Genomic DNA, 18607 nt, shown 5'->3' with positions numbered 1-18607 from the left:
GAGCAGCTGGTGGCCCACTTCGACGTCCACGACGTCCTGGCCAACCCGGCCCGCTTCGACCTCAAGAAGGCCACGGCCATCAACGGCACGCACGTGCGCCTGCTCGAGCCCGCCGACTTCCGCGACCGCCTCGTCCCCTACCTGCAGGCGGCGGGGGTGCTGGGGGAGACCCTGACCGAACGAGAGGCCGCGGTCCTCGACCAGGCCGCCCCGCTGGTGCAGGAGCGGATGAACCTGCTGGGGGAGGCCCCCGAGCTGCTGTCGTTCCTGTTCGCCGCCGACGACGAGATCGAGCTCGCCGACGACGCCCGCAAGCAGCTCAAGGACTCCGCCGGCGACGTCCTCCGGGCCGCCCTCGAGGCCCTGGAGCCCCTCGAGGACTGGCGCGCCCCGGCGCTGGAGACCGCCCTGCGCGAGGCGATCGTCGACGGGCTGGGCATCAAGCCCCGCCTCGCGTTCGGTCCCGTCCGCACCGCCGTGTCCGGGCGGCGGATCTCGCCGCCGCTGTTCGAGTCCCTGGAGATCCTCGGCAAGGAGTCCTCCCTCGCCCGGATCCGCGCGCTCGCCGGACAGCTCGGCTGAGCCCCGCACCACGACGACGCCGGCCCCGGCCACCGCACACGGTGGGCGGGGCCGGCGTCGTCGTGCGGCCCCGGCGCGCGCGGGAGCGCGCGGCGGCGTAGCCTGGACCCAGGGGGCGATGGCCATGGACCGGACCGACGACGAGATCACCCGGATGCGCACCGGCCGCCCGCAGCACCGCAACCCGGTGCAGCGGGACACCATCACCTGGCTGCGCACCGGTGCCGAGACAGGCTGCGAGCACGCCCTGCTCCACGTCGAGGTGGAGCCCGGAGGGGAGGTGCTCGCCCACTACCACCGCCGGATCGGGATGCACCTGCGGGTCCTGGAGGGGACCCTGCGCGTCCAGGTGGGGCACGTGGTGCGGGACCTCGGTCCCGGCCGCGAGGTGGAGATCCCGGAGGAGCACCTGTTCCGGTGGAAGAACCCGAGCGCCGCGTCGGCCCGGTTCGTCGTCGAGCTGCGTCCGGCCCCGGCCTGCCTCGAGAAGGGCCTGGCCGCCCTGTACGGCCTCGCCCGTGACGGGCGCACCCGCCGCGACGGCAGGCCGAGGAGCCTGCTCCGCACGGCGCTGCTGATGCAGTGGACCGACATCGGCCTGCCGGGGATCTACCGGTGGCTGGGGCCCGTGCTGCGGGGGCTCGCCGCAGCGGCCTGCCGGCGGGGGATCGACCGGGAGCTGGAGGAGCGCTACTGCCCGTGACCCCGATTTGCCGCCCCGGCCGAAGGCCGGTATAGTTTTCTTGCGTTGCGCCGGTCGGTGCGGGAAACCGCAGGGGCCGGGGACGACAGTGGGATATGGTGTAATTGGCAACACTACGGTTTCTGGTACCGTCATTCTAGGTTCGAGTCCTGGTATCCCAGCGCTGATCGCTCGATCAGTAGGGCCCCATCGTATAGCGGCCTAGTACGCCGCCCTCTCACGGCGGTAACGCGGGTTCGAATCCCGCTGGGGTCACCTCGAGAAGAACCCCCGGACTGGACGGTCCGGGGGTTCTTCCGCGTCCGGGTTCGGTGGAGCCGGCGCCGCGCGGTCCCGCACCGGGCGGTTCGGCGCCCCTCCCGGAACCTGGTACAGTGTACGAGTCCGGTGGCGGGAGGCCGCCGACCGGACAGCCGCGGCCCCATCGTATAGCGGCCTAGTACGCCGCCCTCTCACGGCGGTAACGCGGGTTCGAATCCCGCTGGGGTCACCAGCAGAAGCCCCCCGGACCGGACGGTCCGGGGGGCTTCTCCGTGTCCGGGGGAGACGCGCTCCGCCGACCATCCGGCACCTGGACCACTAAGCACGCTGACAGTCCGGGCTCCGACTGCTACCGTGGCAGGACATCGCAGGACCCGGCGCCGGGTCTCCGGCGCCCACCGCCGAAGGAGCAGACGTGAACGACATCCCTCAGCACGACGACCTCCCGCTGCCCGACTACGACCACCTGCCTGTCGGGGTGCTCGGCTCGAAGATCGCCGGTCTCGACGAGTCGGGCCTGCAGCAGCTGCTCGCCTACGAGCGCGCGCACGGGGACCGGCTGCCGGTCGTCCAGGTCCTCGAACGCCGGCTCGAGGCGCTGCGCCAGGGCGCCGAACCCAGTGGGCCGGTCCCCACCGAGGCCCCCGAGGTCTCCTCGTCCAGCCAGGGGTCCCCGGTCTCTCCGGAGACCTCCGGCCCGCCGATCAATCCGCCGTCCCAGGGCACGCCGTTCAATCCCGCCCAGCCGCGCTGACGGCTCCACCGCCGCACGGCTCGCGGCCCGGCGGTACGCCCGCTGCGGGCACGCACGTGCGCCGTGACGCCGGGAATCCGCATGCCCGGTTCCGTCCGCCCGCCGCCGTCCGCACGGATGCCCGGAGCGAGCACCCCGGTGCTGCTCTCGTGCGGCGCCGGGGGTGAGGACCCGCCGGGCCGATCGCGGCCCGGCGGGTCCTGCGCTCAGGCCAGGGAGGCGTCCAGGGTGATGTCCACGGACAGGGCCTGGGAGACGGGGCAGTTCGCCTTGGCCTCGTCGGCCAGGCGCGCGAAGTCCTCGGCCGAGAGGTCCTCGACCTGCGCCTGCACGGTGAGCACGATGCCCGTGATGCCCTCACCGGCGACGAACGTCACCTCCGCGCTGGTGTCCAGGCGGGTGGGCGGGGTGTCGTTCTGCGCCAGCCCGTTGGACAGGGCCATGGCGAAGCAGGTGGCGTGGGCGGAGGCGATGAGCTCCTCGGGGCTCGTCCGCGACCCCGCACCCTCCTCCGCGCGGGCCTTCCAGTCCACGTCGAACGGGCCCAGACCCGATCCGGACATGCGGGTGCTCCCCGAGCCGCTGAAGAGATCGCCGTTCCAGACAGTGCTGGCCTTGCTGACGACGGGTTTCGGCATGGTTCCTCCTGAGGTCCATGGCACGCGGGCGATCCGCCTGCCGGCGCCGGGCGGCGCTGCTGTCACGGTAACGGATCGGGCCGGCGGGTGAGAGCCCGGTGCCACCGGTTCCGCGCCCGGCGTGACGCCCGGCAGCGCAGGGGCCGGCGGGCGCGTCGGCCGCTAGCCGAGGGGCGTGCGCGGCGGCCCGGGATCGCGAGGCTTGGCCCGGTCCGCGACGGCGCGGGCGGTGGCGTGCGCGGCACCGGATACGACCCGCTCCAGCGGGCCTCGGCCGAAGGCGTGCCGCCAGGCCAGGGCCACGAGGGCGGAGACCACCAGGCAGGCGAGGAACCACAGCAGGGGGCTGCTGTAGTGCACCTCGGTGGAGAGCAGGACCAGCTGGGCGGCGTACAGGGTGAGGGCCATGGCGCCCATGGCGGTCAGCGGCAGCAGCCACGTGGCGAACTGCCGCTCCAGGAGCAGGAGGGCGGCGAGCGCCGCCAGGCTCACCCCCAGGCTCCACGCGACGGACAGCGGCGTGTTGACGTGCGGGGCGGCGATCACCTGCCACCACAGGGTGTTCGTGGGCAGCTCGCCCTCGGCCCCGAAGACGAGGATGTGCTCGAGGTCCGCCCGGGTCAGGGACTCGATGCTGTACAGGAGCACGTTGGAGCCGTCCGCGGCGTAGAGGAGCAGCCAGGAGAGGAGCTTCGAGAAGGCCGCGAGACCGAGCCCGGCCGCCAGGAGCCGGAGCTGGACGTGCAGGTTCTTGAGGTTGAGTCGGCCCACGGCCAGACCCGCCAGCAGATAGGCCAGGTAGGTCACCGCCGGGTACGCGCCCGTGACGAGCAGCTGCCAGAAGACCGCCACGGGCTCCGTGAACAGGCTCGCGAACGTCGGGTTCGCGTCCGTGTGCTCCGGCACCCGGTCGACGAGCCAGTGGATGAGCAGCGGCCCCAGCACCAGGAGGGCGCCGGAGCACGCCAGCAGGGTCCGTGCCCGCAGGCCCAGGAACGGCAGGGCGAGCAGGAAGAAGGCGCCGTAGTAGACGAGGATGCCGACGGCCGGAGGCTCCGGGGGCATCAGGTACCCGATCGTCAGGCCGACCAGCATGATGAGCAGGGCCCGCACGGCCGTCCCGGCCCGCACCGCCGCGAGATCCCTGCCCCGGCGCGGCCGGCGTCCTCCGGAGGCGAGGGCGAGCGCCACGCCGGCGAGCAGGGCGAAGAGCGCCGCGGAGTCCCCGGCGAAGAGCAGCCACGACAGCGTCGGCCTGTCGTTGTCCGGGTAGGCGTCCGGCAGGAAGTGGACGGCGGTCATGCCCACGAGCGCCAGGCCGCGGGCTGCGTCGACGGCGACCACCCGTCCGGCCGACCGGCGGGGATCTAGCCCGCCGGCGGCCTCCGTGGCCCGGTCCCGCGTGGAGTGGTCGTTCATGCGTCCCGCCGTTCTGTCTCTCGTCCCCCGGTGCGGCGGCGCTCAGGATCGTGCGTGCGCTGCCGCCAATCTTTGCACCCCCGGTCGTGGGCGCGGCAACGTTGCGCTCGGCGACCCGGCCGCGGCGGCCGGGTCCGTCAGGAGGCCGCGCTCAGCGCGGGCTCGGGCAGGGGGACGGGAAGCTCACCGGCACGGCGCTGCAGGATCCCGTGCCGCAGCCGGCGCCGGGCGTCCAGGGCGGTGGCCGCGTCGCCGGACGGGGGCTGCTCCGGGGTGACGATCTCCACGGCGTCGCCGAGGCCAGGATCCTGCGCCACCGCCTCGCGGAGCAGGTCGAGGGCGTGCGGGTCCAGCTCGCGCACGCAGCTGAGGTCCAGGCGCACGGTGGCCGCGGGGAGCATCGTGCGGGCCCGCCGCAGCACGGGGTGCAGCCCCTGCTGGTTGACCGGGGTCACGGCACCGGTCACGTCGACGCGGACGTACCGGCCGTCGAGGTCCACCTCGACGAGGACGGAGATCTTGCGCTGCACAGGTGCACTCCTTCACGGGACGACCGGTCGTGCACCCCCGGCAACTGGTCAGCCTGCTGTCCGTCAGGGTGCCCTGGAATGCTAAGCCGACTGTCGGTCGTGGTGCAAGCCCGGGCTCCTCCGGGAGCGGGTGCGGTCCCGGGGCAATGCTGAAGAAATGACGAAGATCCGCGCGCAGGGCCCGCTCCGGCGGGACCGGCGACCCGCCCGGGAGGACACTGGACGCATGGGAACTGCTGTCGAGAACGCCGCCCGCCCGGCCGGACGGGTGCTGGTGGTGGACGACGAGAAGGCGCTCGCGGGGATGGTCGCGTCCTACCTGGTGCGGGCCGGGTACGACGTCGCCCAGGCGCACACCGGTCCGGCCGCCCTGGAGGCGGCGGGCGTCGGCGCGCCCGACGTCGTGATCCTGGACCTCGGCCTGCCCGGGCTGGACGGGGTCGAGGTGTGCCGGAGGATCCGTGCCTCCTCGGAGTGCTACGTCCTGATGCTGACCGCCCGCGGGGACGAGGAGGACCGGCTCGCCGGGCTGGCCACGGGTGCCGACGACTACATCACCAAGCCGTTCAGCGTCCGCGAGCTCGTCGCCCGCGTGCAGGCGGTCATGCGGCGCCCGCGCACCGTCGCCCGGCCGGACGGCGCCGTCGCGCCGCACGTGGTGGGGGACCTGGAGGTCGACGTCCCGGGCCGGCAGGTGCGGGTGGCGGGGGAGCGGGTGACCCTGACCCGCACCGAGTTCGACCTGCTGGCGGCCCTCGCCCAGCGGCCCCGGGAGGCGATGTCCCGCCGCCGGCTCATCGACGTGGTGTGGGACCCGGCCTGGGTGGGGGACGAGCACCTCGTGGACGTCCACATCGGCCACCTGCGGCGCAAGATCGGGGACGACCCGGCCGCGCCGCGCTACGTGGAGACCGTCCGCGGGATCGGCTACCGGATGGTGGCACCGTGACGGCGCGGCGCGAGCGCGGCCTGGCGGCGCGCTTCCTGCTCGCCCAGCTGCTGGTGGTGGCGGCGAGCGTGCTCGCCGCGGCGGTCGTGGCCTCCCTCGCCGGTCCGCCGCTGTTCCACGAGCACCTGGTGCGCGCCGGCGCCGGGCCGGACCCGGCCCAGCTGATGCACGTCGAGCGGGCCTATCGGGACGCCGGCCTGTGGACGCTCGGCGTGGCCCTGGTCACGGCGCTGGCCTGCGCCCTGGCCGTCAGTGCCTCCCTGGCCCGCCGGCTGCGCGGTCCGCTCGCCGCCCTCACCCGGGCCGCGCAGGACCTGGCCCGGGGCCGCTGGGGCGCCCGGGTCCCGGCGATGGGTGCCGGCAGCGAGGTCGACGCCCTGGCGGCCGCCTTCAACGTGATGGCCGCCGAGCTCGAGGCCACCGAGGGCGTCCGGCGCCGGATGCTCTCCGACCTCGCGCACGAGATGCGCACCCCCCTGTCCGTGCTCGGCGTCTACCTCGAGGGGCTCGAGGACGGCGTCACCGAGTTCGACGCGAGCACCGGCGCCGTCCTGGCCGAACAGCTCTCCCGGCTCACACGGCTGGTGGAGGACATCGACGACGTCTCCCGCGCCGAGGAGGGGCGCATGGTCCTGGAGCGCTCACCCGTGGCCGTGACGCAGCTGCTGGGCGCCGCCGCGGATGCGGCCCGGGAGGCCGGTGCCGCCAAGGGGGTGGCGCTGCGGGTCGAGGACGACGCACCCGGTGCGGTCCTGCCCGTCGACCCGCAGCGGATGGGGCAGGTGCTGGGCAACCTGCTCTCCAACGCCCTGCGCCACACCCCGTCCGGCGGGGAGGTGGTCCTCGGCGCCGCCCGGGCCGGCACCACGGCGGTGGTGCTGCGGGTCGACGACACGGGGGAGGGCATCGCGGCGGAGCACCTGCCGCACGTCTTCGAGCGCTTCTACCGCGGGGACACCGCCCGGGACCGGGAGCACGGCGGCTCCGGCATCGGGCTCACCATCTCCAGGGCCCTCGTGGAGGCCCACGGCGGTGCGCTCGAGGCGAGCTCGGCCGGCCCCGGGCGGGGCGCCGAGTTCCGGGTGGTGCTGCCCGTCCGGTGCGCGGTGCCCTCCGACCACGCGGTGCCGGCGGCCGACCCCTTGAGTTATACCCCAGGGGGGTATACTATCGGGGGCACGGACGGGCCCCGGCCGGCACGCGGCGCGGTCGCACCGGAGCCGCCGCCCATGTCGCGCAGCCGCGGAAGGAGCTCGTCATGAACGCCCCGGACACCCACCCGGACCAGCACGGGGACGGCCTCGGACGCCACCCCGGCGACGCCGAGACACACGGGCAGGCCATGCCGCACGGTCCCGCCCACTCGGCCGTGGACGAGGAGCACACGGTCCACACCCACGGCGAGCACGCCGGCCACTCCACGGCGATGTTCAAGAACCGGTTCTGGCTCTGCCTCGCGCTGGCGGTCCCGGTGGTGGTCCTCAGCCCGATGGTCGGCCACCTGCTGGGCTACCACGTTCCCGGGTTCCCGGGCTCGGCCTGGCTGCCGCCGGTGCTGGGAACGGTGATCTTCGGCTACGGCGGACTGCCCTTCCTACGGGGAGGGCTCACCGAGCTGAGGTCCCGGCAGCCCGGGATGATGCTGCTGATCGCCATGGCGATCTCGGTCGCGTTCGTCGCCTCGTGGGTCACCACGCTCGGCATCGGCGGCTTCGAGCTGGACTTCTGGTGGGAGCTGGCCCTGCTCGTGGTGATCATGCTGCTGGGCCACTGGATGGAGATGCGCGCCCTGGGTGCGGCCTCGAGCGCCCTGGACGCCCTGGCGGCCCTGCTGCCCGACGAGGCGGAGAAGGTCGTGGCGGACGGGGTCGTGACCGTGCGGATCGGCGAGCTCTCCGCGGGCGACGTGGTGCTGGTCCGCTCCGGGGCCCGCGTGCCGGCCGACGGGGTGGTCCTCGACGGGACGGCGGAGTTCGACGAGTCCATGATCACGGGCGAGTCCCGGACCGTCTCCCGGTCGCCCGGCGACACGGTCGTGGCGGGGACGGTCGCCACCGACAGCACCGTGCGGGTGCGGGTCGAGGCCGTGGGGGCCGACACCGCCCTGGCCGGCATCCAGCGGATGGTCGCCGACGCCCAGGAGTCCTCGTCCCGCGCCCAGGCCCTGGCCGACCGCGCCGCCGCGCTGCTGTTCTGGTTCGCCCTGGCGGCCGGCATCCTCACCGCCGTCGCCTGGACGCTCCTGGGCAGCCCCGACGACGCGGTGGTCCGGACGGTCACCGTGCTGGTCATCGCCTGCCCCCACGCCCTGGGGCTGGCCATCCCCCTGGTCATCGCCATCTCCACCGAGCGCGCCGCCCGCGCCGGGGTGCTGATCAAGGATCGTCTGGCACTGGAGCGGATGCGCACCATCGACGTGGTCCTGTTCGACAAGACCGGCACCCTCACCGAGGGCGCCCACGCCGTCACCGGCGCCGCCCCCGTGCCCGGCACCTCCGAGGGCGAGCTCCTCGCCCTGGCCGCCGCGGCCGAGGCCGACAGCGAGCACCCGGTGGGCCGGGCCATCGTCACCGCCGCCGCGCACGACGCCGCCGCGCGGCGGCTCGACCTGCGCGGCACCGACTTCCGAGCGGCCACCGGCCGGGGCGTGAGCGCCACCGTCGAGGGCGCCCGGATCACGGTCGGCGGGCCCAACCTGCTGCGCGAGCTCCGCCTCGAGACCCCCGCCGCCCTGGGGCCGACGGTCCGCGAGTGGACCGCCCGCGGCGCCGGCGTGCTCCACGTGCTGCGCGACGGGCAGGTCCTCGGCGCCCTGGCCCTGGAGGACACGGTCCGCGCGGAGTCCCGCGCCGCGGTGGCCGCCCTGCAGGACCGCGGGGTGAAGGTCGCCATGATCACCGGCGACGCCCGCCAGGTCGCCGACGCCGTGGGCGCCGAGCTGGGCATCGACGAGGTCTTCGCCGAGGTCCTCCCGCAGGACAAGGACAGCAAGGTCGTCGAGCTGCAGGACCGCGGCATGACCGTGGCGATGGTCGGCGACGGCGTCAACGACGCCCCGGCCCTGGCCCGCGCCGAGGTGGGCATCGCGATCGGGGCCGGCACCGACGTGGCCATGGAGTCCGCCGGGGTGGTCCTGGCGGGCAACGACCCCCGCTCGGTGCTGTCGATGATCGACCTCTCCCGGGCCAGCTACACCAAGATGATCCAGAACCTGGTGTGGGCGGCCGGCTACAACGTCGTCGCCGTTCCCCTGGCCGCCGGTGTCCTCGCGTCCGCCGGGATCGTGCTGTCCCCGGCCGTCGGCGCGGTCCTGATGTCGGTCTCCACCATCGTCGTCGCCCTCAACGCCCAGCTGCTGCGCCGGCTCGACCTGTCCCCGGCCCACCTGGCCGCCACCGGCGCCGAGTCCGGCCGCGCGGAGGCGCGGCCCCCCTCCGTCCCGGCCCGCTGACCGACCACCCCGCAGACACCGAACGAAGGACTGACACCATGACCCGCACCACCACGCTCCCCGCCCTCGCGCTCGCCGCCGTGCTCGCACTCGCCGGCTGCGGGAACGGCCAGGAGGCGGAGACGCCGGCCACCGGCGGCGCGAGCCCCGCCGCGGACGCCACACCGACCGGGAGCACCCCGACCGCGAACACGTCGACCGGGTCCGCGCCGGCCTCCGAAGCCGCCGCGGAGATCTCCGGCGAGCACAACGACGCCGACGTCATGTTCGCGCAGATGATGATCCCCCACCACGAGCAGGCGGTGCAGATGAGCGAGATCCTCCTGGGCAAGGACGGTGTCCCCCAGGACGTCCGGGACCTCGCCGAGCGGGTGGCGCAGACGCAGGAGCCCGAGATCGAGCAGATGCAGGCGATGCTGACGGCCTGGGACGCTCCCGCGACCCCGGACGAGTCGGCCACGGCCCACGGCGGCCACGGCTCCGGCATGGTCGACGAGCAGGGCATGAACTGGCTGCGCGAGGCCGAGGAGGGGCCCGAGGCCGCCGGACTGTACCTGGAGCAGATGATCCGCCACCACGAGGGCGCCACCGAGATGGCCCGCGACCAGGTGGAGGAGGGATCCAACCCGGAGGCCGTCGAGCTCGCCGGAGAGATCGTCGAGGCCCAGGAGTCGGAGATCGAGGAGATGAGGACGATGCTGGAGGAGCTGGATCGGCCATGATGTGGGGCGACGGCATGGGCTGGGGCATGGGCTGGATGTGGATCTTCTGGCTCCTGCTGATCGTGGGCACGGTGCTCCTGGTGGTCGTGCTCGTGAAGCTGCTGACCGGCGGCGAGAGCGGCCGGAGCCGCCGCAACGGTCGCGCCTCGCCGTCCGGTCCGCGACCCCGCCGGTCCCTCGAGATCCTGGAGGAGCGCTACGCGCGCGGGGAGATCAGCACCGAGGAGTACCGCGAACGGCTGCGCACCCTGGAGGAGGGCGACCGGTGAGCCCGCTGACGCGCCGGCAGCTGCTGGCCCTGGGAGCCGCCGGGGCGGGCGCCGCGGCCGTGGGCGGGGCGGGGCTGTGGTGGACCGGCGGCGGCGAGGCCCTCGGCGGCGGCCGCGGACTGGTCCAGCCCGAGGTGCTGAGCGCCGCCGACGGACTGCTCGAGCTGGACCTGGCCGCCGCCCCCGCCACGGTCCGCGTCGGGGCGCGCACGGCGCACGTCCGGGCCTTCAACGGCTCCCTGCCCGGCCCCACCCTGCGGCTGCGGCCCGGGGACACGCTGCGGGTGGCGATGACCAACCGGCTGGAGGCCCCGACCAACCTGCACGTGCACGGCCTGCACATCTCCCCGGAGGGCCACGGGGACAACCCGTTCGTGAGCATCGCACCGGGGGAGTCCTTCGACTACGACTTCGCCCTGCCGGAGGACCACCCGCCGGGCACCTACTGGTACCACCCGCACCGGCACGGCCACGTGGCCGACCAGCTGGCGGCCGGCCTCTACGGTGCGATCGTCGTCGAGGGCCCCGACCCCGTCCCGGTGACGCGCGAGCGCGTCCTGGTCGTCTCGGACATCACCCTGGACGCCTCCGGCGAGCTCGCCGCGGTCTCCCCGCCGGAGCAGATGATGGGCCGGGAGGGCGAGACCGTGCTGGTCAACGGCCAGGTCCGTCCCGCGGCCACCGCCGCCCCCGGGGAGCGGGAGCTGTGGCGGGTCGTCAACGCCTGCCCGGCCCGGTTCCTGCGGCTGACCCTCGACGGCCAGACCCTGCGGCTGTCCGGACGCGACGTCGGCCGCCTGCCCGCACCGCGCGAGATCACCGAGGTGACCCTGGCCCCCGGCAATCGGGTGGAGCTGCTGGTGGACACCCGCGGGGGCACTTCCACGTTGACCGCCGCCCCGGTGGACCGCGGGAGCATGGACGGCATGATGGGCGGGCGGACGCCCGGGGACGGCCCGGGCAACGACGAGCCGATCGAGCTGCTCACCCTGGAGGTCACCGGGGCCCCGGCTGGGGCCGTGGGTCCGGTGCCGGCCGGGCCCGCGCCGCGGGACCTGCGCGGGGAGCCCGTGGCCGCCCGGCGGACCCTGGACTTCGCCATGGGCATGGACGGCGGCATGATGGGCGGCGGGATGATGGGCAGCACGCGCGGTCCCGGCTCGATGATGACCTTCACGATCAACGGGGAGCCGTTCGACGAGGACCGCACCGACCAGCGCGTCGCCCCGGGGACCGTGGAGGAGTGGACGCTGACCAACTCCAGTCCCATGGACCACCCGATGCACCTGCATGTCTGGCCGATGCAGGTCGTGGCGGACGGGGACGGGGACGTCGACACCCCTCTCTGGCTGGACGTGGTCAACATCCCGGCCTTCGGAGAGGTGGTGGTTCGGGTGGCCTTCGACGACTTCTCCGGCCGCACCGTCTACCACTGCCACATCCTCGACCACGAGGACCTCGGCATGATGGGCACCGTCGAGGTCCGCTGACCGCACAGCCCACCGCACCGACGCACCCACCTACTGATCCGGAGGAGGACCGTGGAACGCCACGACACGCACGACGACACCCACGACGACACGCACGAGCACCGGACGATGCAGCAGGAGCAGACGCACGGAACGGACCGGGAGCAGGACCGGGACCAGAAGCTGTCCCTGACCGGGTCCGTCGCCCTGGGGACGGGGGTGATGATCGGCGCGGGCATCTTCGCCCTGGTGGGGCAGGTGGCCGAGCTGGCCGGCGGCTGGGTGCCGTGGGCGTTCCTCGCCGGGGCCGTGGTCGTCGCTTTCAGCTCCTACTCCTACATCCGTTACTCGACCGCCAACCCGTCCTCCGGCGGGATCGCCATGCTGCTCAAGGCCGCCTACGGCCCCGGGGTGGTGGCCGGGTCCTTCGCCCTGTTCATGTACGTCTCGATGATCCTCGCCCAGTCCCTGCTCGGGCGCACCTTCGGCACCTACCTGCTGCGCCCGTTCGGAATGCAGGACTCGGCCGTGTGGGTGCCGGTGCTGGCGGTGGTGGCGATCGTTGCCGCGGCGCTGGTGAACCTCGTGGGCAACCGCTGGGTGGAGCGCTCCGCCACGGTGACGGCCGCGCTCAAGATCGCCGGCATCGGGATCCTGGCCGTCGGCGGGATCCTCGCCGCCGGCGTCGACTCGCTGGGCCGGCTGGTCACCGTCGCCGACCGCACCCCGCCGGAGGCGGGGTGGCCGGGCTTCCTGGCAGGGGTCACCCTGTGCATCCTCGCCTACAAGGGCTTCACCACGATCACCAACCAGGGTGCGGACCTGGCCCGTCCCGAGCGCAACATCGGCCGCTCCATCATGATCTCCATCGCCCTGTGCACCGTGCTCTACCTGCTGATCACGGTGGCCGTCACCGGCAGCCTGAGCGTGCCGGAGATCGTGGCCGCTCGCGACTACGCGCTCGCCGAGGCGGCCGAGCCCATGTTCGGCGTCTGGGGCGTGCGGCTGACCGTGGCCATCGCGGTCGTCGCCACGCTCTCGGGCCTGGTCGCGAGCCTGTTCGCGGTCTCGAAGCTCTACGACATGCTCCGGGACATGGGCCAGGCCCCCGGGCTGCCGGGAAAGGAGGGCCACCAGTCGCTGTCCATCACGGCGGGACTGGCCATCGTCATGGCCGCCTTTTTCGACCTGGCCCAGATCGCCGCGCTGGGGGCGATCCTCTACCTGGCGATGGACATCGCCATCCACCTCGGCATCCTCCGCCACCTCAAGGACGACGTGCAGGCCAGGCCCTGGATCCCCTGGGTCGCGATCGCCCTCGACGTCGCGGTGCTCGTGCCGTTCGTGCTGCTGAAGGCCCAGGCGGACCCGTTCACCCTGGTGGTCACCGCCGTGGTGGCCGCGGTGATCGTCGCCGCCCAGTGGGTCACGGTGCGCCGCCGGTCCGGCGCCTCGGAGGGCCGGTAGCCGGAGCAGGCTCCGGCCGAGCGTGGAACCACCGGTCCTCCGGGGCCCGGAGCGGCCCGGATCGCGCCGGGCCGCACCGCCCGAGGCCGCTGCCCGGCACCACGCCCGCGCGACGGGGGCCGGGCAGGACCGACGCCGTGCCGGGCGCGTCCGAGGGGCTCGTCCCGCGCGTCGGAACGGGTCCGGGCACCGCGCTCGCCGGGACCCGGGTGCTACGCTCCGATGAGCGCGACGACACGCCGCGACAGGCCTCGGCCTGCCGACCCGGATGGAGGCGAACACCGTGCCCCCGTATCCCGACACGTCCGGCACCGACGGCCGGGGCCGCACCTTCGGCGTCGAGGAGGAGCTGCTCCTCGTGGACGCCGAGACCCTCGAGTGCGCGGCGGTGAGCCGCGACGTGGTCCGCGACCACGACCGGCACCCGGCGGACTCCGGACACCGGATCACCACCGAGCTGCAGCAGGAGCAGATCGAGGTCGCCGGGCCCCCGGTGCAGGGACTCGCGGAGCAGCTCGCGGCGATCCGCCAGGGCCGGGCCCTGTTGGACGCCGCGGCGCGCCGCGCGGGAGCCAGGGCCGTGGCCCTGGCCTCACCCGTGTTCCCGGCCCGGCCCCACCTCGTGCCCCAGCCCCGCTACGAGTGGCTGCGCGAGCGCTACGGCCTGGTCGTCGATGAGCAGCTGACCTGCGGGCTGCACGTCCACGTGGGGATCTCCGATCCGGACGAGGGCGTCGCCGTGCTGGACCGGATCCGGGGCTGGCTCCCGGTGCTCCTGGCGCTCAGCGTCAACTCGCCCTTCTGGTACGGCCGGGACACCGGTTTCGGCAGCCACCGGTACCAGACGTGGAGCCGCTGGCCAACGGCCGGCCCCGACGAGCTCCTGGGCACGGTCCAGGAGTACGACCGCCGGTGCGCGGCCCTGCTGCGCTCCGGGGTGGCCCTCGACCGCGGCATGCTGTACTTCGACGCCAGGCTCTCCGCGCGATACCCCACCGTGGAGATCCGTGTCGCCGACGTGTGCCTCGAGGCCGAGCACGCCGCGGTGCTCGCAGTCCTCACCCGCGCCCTGGTCGAGACGGCTGCCGCGCAGTGGCGGGCCGGCGACCCGGCGCCGCCGACCGGCGTGCGGCAGCTGCGCGCCTGGTCGTGGCAGGCCAGCGCCTCCGGGGTCGACGGAGCGCTGGTCAGCCCGGTCTCCGGCGCGGCCGCGCCCGCGGCGGGGGTCGTGGCCGAGCTCCTGACGCACGTGCGCCCCGCGCTCGAGGAACAGGGCGAGCAGGAGTCCGTGGCCGGGACCGTGGCGGGCCTCCTGCGCGGAGGATCGGGGGCGCGGCGTCAGCGCGAGGCCTGGGCCGCGCGGCAGGACCCGCGCGACGTGGTCCGCGCGGCCCTCGAGGCGACCCACCGGTGAGCGGGGGCGGCAAGGGCGGGGAGGACCCCGTGCGCGCGGACCCCGGCCGGGCCGGGGCGGGGGAGCACGCCGCACTCCCGGCCACGGGCGACGGCCGGGTGCGCCGGCATCCGCTGCTCCGGCGGCGCCGCCTCGTCGTCGGGCCCCACACGGTGGACGTGCGCGGGACCTTCGCCCCCGCGCTGCCGCCGGTGGTCCTGGTGCACGGGGTCGGGATGTCGGGGGCGTACTTCCTGCGCCTGGCCGACGAGCTGGCCGCGACCCGGGACGTGTACGCCCTCGACCTGCCGGGCTACGGCACGACGCCGAAGCCGCGGCGGCCCCTCTCCGTGGCCGAGCTGGGGGAGGCCGCCGCGGGGGCGGTCGCGGCGCTGGGACTCTCGGGGCCCGTCCTCATCGGGCACTCCATGGGCTGCCAGATCGTCGTGGACGCCGTCAGGGACCACCCCGGACTGTGCTCGGGCTACGTCCTGGTCGGCCCGACCGTGGACCCGGACGCGCCCAGCCGGCCCGGCCAGGCGTGGCGGTTGCTGCGGGACACGCTGCGCGAGCCGCCGCCGACCAATGCCCTCGTCCTCCGCGACTACCTGCGGATGGGCCCGCTCCGCTACCTGCGCACCGCCCGGTCCATGGTCCGGGACCGGATCGGGGAGGACATCCGGGGCTGCACGGTTCCGGGCCTGCTGGTGCGCGGAGGACGGGACCCGATCGCGCCGCGGGACTGGGTGCGGCGACTGGCCCGGGCCGCACCCGACGCCCGGGTGGTGGAGATCCCCGGTGCCCCGCACAACGTCCAGCACACCGACCCGAAGGAGCTCGCCGCAGCATGCGCCCCCTTTCTCGACGCCTGCCGACCCGCCCGCCGTCCGGACGGCTCGGCGTGATGCCGCGCCGGCTGGCGGAGGCGGGGGCCAACCTCGCGGCCTGGGCGCAGGACTACGCCTACGCCCTGCGCTGGCAGGCGGCCGGATTCCTCGGCCGGTGGGACCCGGCGCACTACCGGGCACCGGCCGATCCGGAGCGGACGCCGGTCGTGCTGATCCCCGGGATCTACGAGTCCTGGACCTTCCTGCTGCCCGTGGCCGGGATGCTGCGGGAGCACGGGCACGACGTGCACGTGGTCGAGGACCTGAAGTTCAACACCGGCACCATCCAGGAGATGGCCGAGCTGGTGGACGCGCACCTGCGCACGGCCGGCGTGGAGCGGTGCGTGCTCGTGGCGCACAGCAAGGGCGGGCTGATCGGCAAGCACCTCCTGGCCCACCACAACCGGGGCGCCGGGATCCACGGGCTCGTGACGGTCAACACCCCGTTCTCCGGGTCCGAGCTGGCCCGGCTGCTGCCGCTGTCCACCATCCGGGTGTTCCTGCCGCACTCCCCGGAGCTCACCGCGCTGACCACCCAGCAGGCGGTGAACCGGGACATCGTCTCGATCTACGGCCGCTTCGACCCGCACATCCCCGGCGGCAGCCGCCTGGAGGGCGCCCACAACGTCCAGCTCGGGACCCGCGGGCACTTCCTGCCCCTGAACGATCCCCGGGTGCACCGGGCGATCCTCGACGGGATCCGCACGCTGACCCGCTGACCGGCCTCCCGGGCCCGGGGGCGTCGGGGGTGGCTGGTACTCTCCGCCCATCGTCCGTGCTCCGGCGGTTGGCGCCGGGACGCGGGGACGACGTCGGAGGGGACGGTGGCACCGTGGTCGTGATGGGACTGACGCCCTTCCAGGGCTGGGAAGCCGTGTCCTGGGTGCTGCTGCTCCTCACGGCCGGGTGGGGGCTGATCCGGCTGGTGCGCGGGCTCGTGCTGCGCTACGGGAGCAACACCCGGTGGGGCCGGCGGACCCGCACCCGGCTGGGGCTGCGCCGGGCCCGCGACGTCCTGCTGGAGCGCCACGCCCGCGGGGAGATCACCGAGGCGGAGTACCTGGAACGGCTGCGCGTCCTCGAGCAGGAGGGCCGGTCCGGTCCGTGACCGCGTCGGCTCCCCGGGGCGACGCGCGGTCCGCGGGCCGGGGCTGACGCATGGCAAGCAGGCTGACAGACTGGGGGTGTTCGTGTTCCGCCGACCCGGCGGGACGAGACCTCGCGACGACAAGGAGATTCCCATGTCCGACAAGCCCAACCCCATCGAGCTGCAGAAGCACCTCAGCGGCCTGGACTACCCGGTCAGCAAGGACGAGGTCGTGCAGAAGGCGCAGGACTCCGGTGCGGACGACTCGATCCTCGAGGCGCTGCGCAACCTTCCGGAGCAGCAGTACGAGAAGCCCACGCACGTGACCGAGGCCGTCTTCGGCGAGTAGGACCCGCGGACCCGTGTCCGGCAGGCCCCGCGGCGCGCGCCGCGGGGCCTGCCGGACTCCGGAGGGCTTCATCGAATCTTCAGGGTTCCGGGCTTCATCCGCCGGAACGGACAGTCTACTGTCGATCCTGTGGGGTGCGGCCGGCGCCGGGCCCCATCCAGCACCGCAGGACAGGTGGCCGTGGCCCGGCCGCCGATCGGACGAAGGAGCGAGACCATGACCCATGTGACATCGATGCTCGAGACCTACCCGAAGGACCTCGGCGGGGTGGACCGTCAGAAGCTGGCCGAGTGCATCGCGGCGTGCTTCGAGTGCGCCCAGACCTGTACCGCCTGTGCCGACGCGTGCCTGTCGGAGGACTCGGTCGCCGAGCTGACCAAGTGCATCCGCACCAACCTGGACTGCGCCGACGTCTGCGCCACCACGGGCAACGTCCTCTCCCGGCACACCGGCTACGACGCCAACCTGACCCGGGTGGTGCTCCAGGCCTGCCAGGCGGCCTGCAAGGCCTGCGGGGACGAGTGCGCCCAGCACGCGGAGATGCACGAGCACTGCAAGGTCTGCGCGGAGGCCTGCCGCCGCTGCGAGCAGGCCTGCGCCGACCTGATCAGCTCCCTGGGCTGATCCCGCACCGGCGAGCGAGGGGCCCGTCCGGCGGACGGGCCCCTCGCTCGCTGTTCCGCTCCGCGGTCGGCGGCCTGTGACGGCCGATCGCGCGGCGGTCGGCCGGCGGCCGGCGTCGGGCGCGGCCGAGGCACGCAGGGGACGGAGGGAGCGCAGGATGCTGCAGGGACTGAAGACCAGGGCCGGCGCGGTGGGCGCGGGCCTGTACGCCGCCGCGCTCTCCCTCGTGGTGCTGGCGGCCTCCGGCGGGGTGGGCCTCCTGCTCCATCAGCCGTGGCTGTTCCCCAGCCTGGGGCCCACGGTCATGCTGTTCTTCGAGTCCCCCGGACAACGGGCCTCGCGGCCGCTCAACGCCCTGGTCGGGCACGGGGCCGGCCTGCTCGCCGGGACCGCCGTCCTCTACGGCCTCGGTCTGCAGGACGACCCGCCCGTCGCGTCCGACGGGCTCACCCCGGCCTACCTGCTGGCCGGGGCCCTGTCGGTCGCGCTGACCACGCTGGTCCTCACCGCGGTCAGGACCCCGCACCCACCGGCCGGGGCTACCACGTTGATCGTCAGCCTCGGCATCCTCTCCGAGCCCGTGGAACTGGTCTCGATGGCCGCGGCGATCGTGCTGATCACCGCCCTGGGGTGGGGTCTCAACATCCTGCTGGGCACCCGCCCGGGCGAGGGGGAGGAGTAGGCACCGCACGGCCGGGGCGGGCCCCGCCCGGTCCGGCGCTCGGTCCGCCACCCGCAGGACCTGCGGGGCCGCCTGCTTCATCCGTGCGGCCGCCCCGGGCGGGGCGCGAGGCGGTGGTGGTGGGAGCCGGTGCCGGTCCCGTGGCGTCGGCGACCTTGGTGACGCGCACGGCCGCGGTCTTGAACACCGGCTGCTTCGAGACGGGGTCCCACTCCGTGAGGGTCAGCTCGTTGGCCGCGCGGTGGCGCTGCCCCGGGTCCCGGCCGGTGGGGTCCTCCTGGTCCCAGGACCCGTAGTGGAAGGGGGCGAACACCGTTCCGGTGCGCACGTCGCCGACCCGCACCGGGGCGGTCAGGTGGCCACGGGGGGGG

20 protein-coding genes, 3 tRNA genes and 1 pseudogene are annotated in these 18607 nt (G+C 74.4%); 20 read left to right on the top strand and 4 right to left on the bottom strand.

Going from position 1 to position 18607, the window contains the following annotated elements; genetic code table 11:
• The 6 genes and pseudogenes from ABL57_RS11135 to ABL57_RS11110 form a co-directional block, all read left to right on the top strand.
• Positions 1–582 (top strand): annotated as a pseudogene (locus ABL57_RS11135) (glutamate--tRNA ligase); the annotation flags it as partial.
• Between the two features lie 124 nt (positions 583–706).
• The gene (locus ABL57_RS11130) at positions 707–1285 is read left to right on the top strand and encodes a cupin domain-containing protein (RefSeq protein ID WP_160310794.1); all 579 of its coding nucleotides are present in this window, start codon (positions 707–709) and stop codon (positions 1283–1285) included.
• Between the two features lie 89 nt (positions 1286–1374).
• Positions 1375–1446, top strand: a tRNA-Gln gene (locus ABL57_RS11125).
• A gap of 21 nt (positions 1447–1467) precedes the next feature.
• A tRNA-Glu gene (locus ABL57_RS11120) sits at positions 1468–1540 on the top strand.
• A gap of 162 nt (positions 1541–1702) precedes the next feature.
• A tRNA-Glu gene (locus ABL57_RS11115) sits at positions 1703–1778 on the top strand.
• Between the two features lie 183 nt (positions 1779–1961).
• On the top strand, positions 1962–2300 hold the full coding sequence (locus tag ABL57_RS11110) for a hypothetical protein (RefSeq protein WP_047803540.1): 339 nt from the start codon (positions 1962–1964) through the stop codon (positions 2298–2300).
• Positions 2301–2506: 206 nt separating this feature from the next.
• On the opposite strand, the gene ABL57_RS11105 is transcribed toward ABL57_RS11110, so the two are convergent.
• From ABL57_RS11105 to ABL57_RS11095, 3 genes are all read right to left on the bottom strand, one after another.
• The gene (locus ABL57_RS11105) at positions 2507–2938 is read right to left on the bottom strand and encodes an OsmC family peroxiredoxin (protein ID WP_047803539.1); all 432 of its coding nucleotides are present in this window, start codon (positions 2936–2938) and stop codon (positions 2507–2509) included.
• A 162-nt stretch (positions 2939–3100) separates the two neighbouring features.
• Positions 3101–4357 carry a heparan-alpha-glucosaminide N-acetyltransferase domain-containing protein gene (locus tag ABL57_RS11100; RefSeq protein ID WP_047803538.1) on the bottom strand — a complete coding sequence of 419 codons (1257 nt, stop codon included), beginning with the start codon at positions 4355–4357 and terminating at the stop codon, positions 3101–3103.
• A 137-nt stretch (positions 4358–4494) separates the two neighbouring features.
• Positions 4495–4887, bottom strand: coding sequence for a hypothetical protein (locus ABL57_RS11095; protein WP_047803537.1), 393 nt, complete (start codon positions 4885–4887; stop codon positions 4495–4497).
• A 226-nt stretch (positions 4888–5113) separates the two neighbouring features.
• Here ABL57_RS11095 and ABL57_RS11090 point away from each other — a divergent pair, with 226 nt between their 5' ends.
• From ABL57_RS11090 to ABL57_RS11025, 14 genes are all read left to right on the top strand, one after another.
• A complete protein-coding gene (locus ABL57_RS11090; protein WP_047803536.1) occupies positions 5114–5836 on the top strand; it encodes a response regulator transcription factor in 723 nt (240 codons plus the stop codon).
• Entirely contained in the window at positions 5833–7098 is a 1266-nt protein-coding gene (locus ABL57_RS11085; protein ID WP_082157396.1) for a cell wall metabolism sensor histidine kinase WalK, read from the top strand. Before ABL57_RS11090 ends, ABL57_RS11085 begins: the two co-directional genes overlap by 4 nt.
• Complete coding sequence (locus tag ABL57_RS11080) at positions 7095–9287, top strand: heavy metal translocating P-type ATPase (RefSeq protein WP_047803535.1); 2193 nt, start codon at positions 7095–7097, stop codon at positions 9285–9287. Before ABL57_RS11085 ends, ABL57_RS11080 begins: the two co-directional genes overlap by 4 nt.
• A 38-nt stretch (positions 9288–9325) precedes the next feature.
• The gene (locus ABL57_RS11075) at positions 9326–10009 is read left to right on the top strand and encodes a DUF305 domain-containing protein (protein ID WP_047803534.1); all 684 of its coding nucleotides are present in this window, start codon (positions 9326–9328) and stop codon (positions 10007–10009) included.
• The gene (locus tag ABL57_RS11070) at positions 10006–10278 is read left to right on the top strand and encodes an SHOCT domain-containing protein (protein WP_047803533.1); all 273 of its coding nucleotides are present in this window, start codon (positions 10006–10008) and stop codon (positions 10276–10278) included. The genes ABL57_RS11075 and ABL57_RS11070 overlap by 4 nt, the downstream gene beginning before the upstream one ends.
• Complete coding sequence (locus ABL57_RS11065; RefSeq protein WP_047803532.1) at positions 10275–11768, top strand: multicopper oxidase family protein; 1494 nt, start codon at positions 10275–10277, stop codon at positions 11766–11768. Before ABL57_RS11070 ends, ABL57_RS11065 begins: the two co-directional genes overlap by 4 nt.
• Positions 11769–11819: 51 nt before the next feature.
• A complete protein-coding gene (locus ABL57_RS11060) occupies positions 11820–13214 on the top strand; it encodes an APC family permease (RefSeq protein WP_238986040.1) in 1395 nt (464 codons plus the stop codon).
• Between the two features lie 283 nt (positions 13215–13497).
• A complete protein-coding gene (locus ABL57_RS11055; RefSeq protein WP_238986039.1) occupies positions 13498–14628 on the top strand; it encodes a glutamate--cysteine ligase in 1131 nt (376 codons plus the stop codon).
• Positions 14625–15512 carry an alpha/beta fold hydrolase gene (locus ABL57_RS11050; protein WP_152683375.1) on the top strand — a complete coding sequence of 296 codons (888 nt, stop codon included), beginning with the start codon at positions 14625–14627 and terminating at the stop codon, positions 15510–15512. Before ABL57_RS11055 ends, ABL57_RS11050 begins: the two co-directional genes overlap by 4 nt.
• Entirely contained in the window at positions 15512–16213 is a 702-nt protein-coding gene (locus tag ABL57_RS11045; RefSeq protein ID WP_047803544.1) for a triacylglycerol lipase, read from the top strand. The genes ABL57_RS11050 and ABL57_RS11045 overlap by 1 nt, the downstream gene beginning before the upstream one ends.
• A 122-nt stretch (positions 16214–16335) precedes the next feature.
• Entirely contained in the window at positions 16336–16602 is a 267-nt protein-coding gene (locus ABL57_RS11040; RefSeq protein ID WP_047803543.1) for an SHOCT domain-containing protein, read from the top strand.
• Between the two features lie 133 nt (positions 16603–16735).
• Positions 16736–16930, top strand: coding sequence for a DUF2795 domain-containing protein (locus ABL57_RS11035; RefSeq protein WP_047803530.1), 195 nt, complete (start codon positions 16736–16738; stop codon positions 16928–16930).
• A 216-nt stretch (positions 16931–17146) separates the two neighbouring features.
• Positions 17147–17554: a four-helix bundle copper-binding protein gene (locus tag ABL57_RS11030; protein WP_047803529.1), complete on the top strand. Its 408-nt coding sequence runs from the start codon at positions 17147–17149 to the stop codon at positions 17552–17554.
• 157 nt (positions 17555–17711) lie between these two features.
• Entirely contained in the window at positions 17712–18236 is a 525-nt protein-coding gene (locus ABL57_RS11025; RefSeq protein ID WP_047803528.1) for an HPP family protein, read from the top strand.
• Here ABL57_RS11025 and ABL57_RS21285 read toward each other — a convergent pair.
• Positions 18193–18607 (bottom strand): molybdopterin dinucleotide binding domain-containing protein (locus ABL57_RS21285; protein WP_305728549.1); only part of this gene is annotated, 415 nt, incomplete at its 5' end. The two genes, ABL57_RS11025 and ABL57_RS21285, sit on opposite strands and share 44 nt — an antisense overlap.

The organism is Kocuria sp. SM24M-10, assembly GCF_001027955.1.
Classification (GTDB): Bacteria; Actinomycetota; Actinomycetes; order Actinomycetales; family Micrococcaceae; genus Kocuria; species Kocuria oceani.
The sequence above is the reverse complement of the archived record's forward strand: the minus strand, read 5'-3'. Positions and strand labels throughout refer to the sequence as shown.

Coding starts and splice junctions, on each gene's coding strand:
- ABL57_RS11030 (WP_047803529.1), top strand. CDS start 17,147: ATGACCCATGTGACATCGATGCTCGAGACCTACCCGAAGGACCTCGGC.
- ABL57_RS11105 (WP_047803539.1), bottom strand. CDS start 2,938: ATGCCGAAACCCGTCGTCAGCAAGGCCAGCACTGTCTGGAACGGCGAT.
- ABL57_RS11025 (WP_047803528.1), top strand. CDS start 17,712: ATGCTGCAGGGACTGAAGACCAGGGCCGGCGCGGTGGGCGCGGGCCTG.
- ABL57_RS11045 (WP_047803544.1), top strand. CDS start 15,512: ATGCCGCGCCGGCTGGCGGAGGCGGGGGCCAACCTCGCGGCCTGGGCG.
- ABL57_RS11080 (WP_047803535.1), top strand. CDS start 7,095: ATGAACGCCCCGGACACCCACCCGGACCAGCACGGGGACGGCCTCGGA.
- ABL57_RS11100 (WP_047803538.1), bottom strand. CDS start 4,357: ATGAACGACCACTCCACGCGGGACCGGGCCACGGAGGCCGCCGGCGGG.
- ABL57_RS11035 (WP_047803530.1), top strand. CDS start 16,736: ATGTCCGACAAGCCCAACCCCATCGAGCTGCAGAAGCACCTCAGCGGC.
- ABL57_RS11075 (WP_047803534.1), top strand. CDS start 9,326: ATGACCCGCACCACCACGCTCCCCGCCCTCGCGCTCGCCGCCGTGCTC.
- ABL57_RS11070 (WP_047803533.1), top strand. CDS start 10,006: ATGATGTGGGGCGACGGCATGGGCTGGGGCATGGGCTGGATGTGGATC.
- ABL57_RS11130 (WP_160310794.1), top strand. CDS start 707: ATGGACCGGACCGACGACGAGATCACCCGGATGCGCACCGGCCGCCCG.
- ABL57_RS11040 (WP_047803543.1), top strand. CDS start 16,336: ATGGGACTGACGCCCTTCCAGGGCTGGGAAGCCGTGTCCTGGGTGCTG.
- ABL57_RS11090 (WP_047803536.1), top strand. CDS start 5,114: ATGGGAACTGCTGTCGAGAACGCCGCCCGCCCGGCCGGACGGGTGCTG.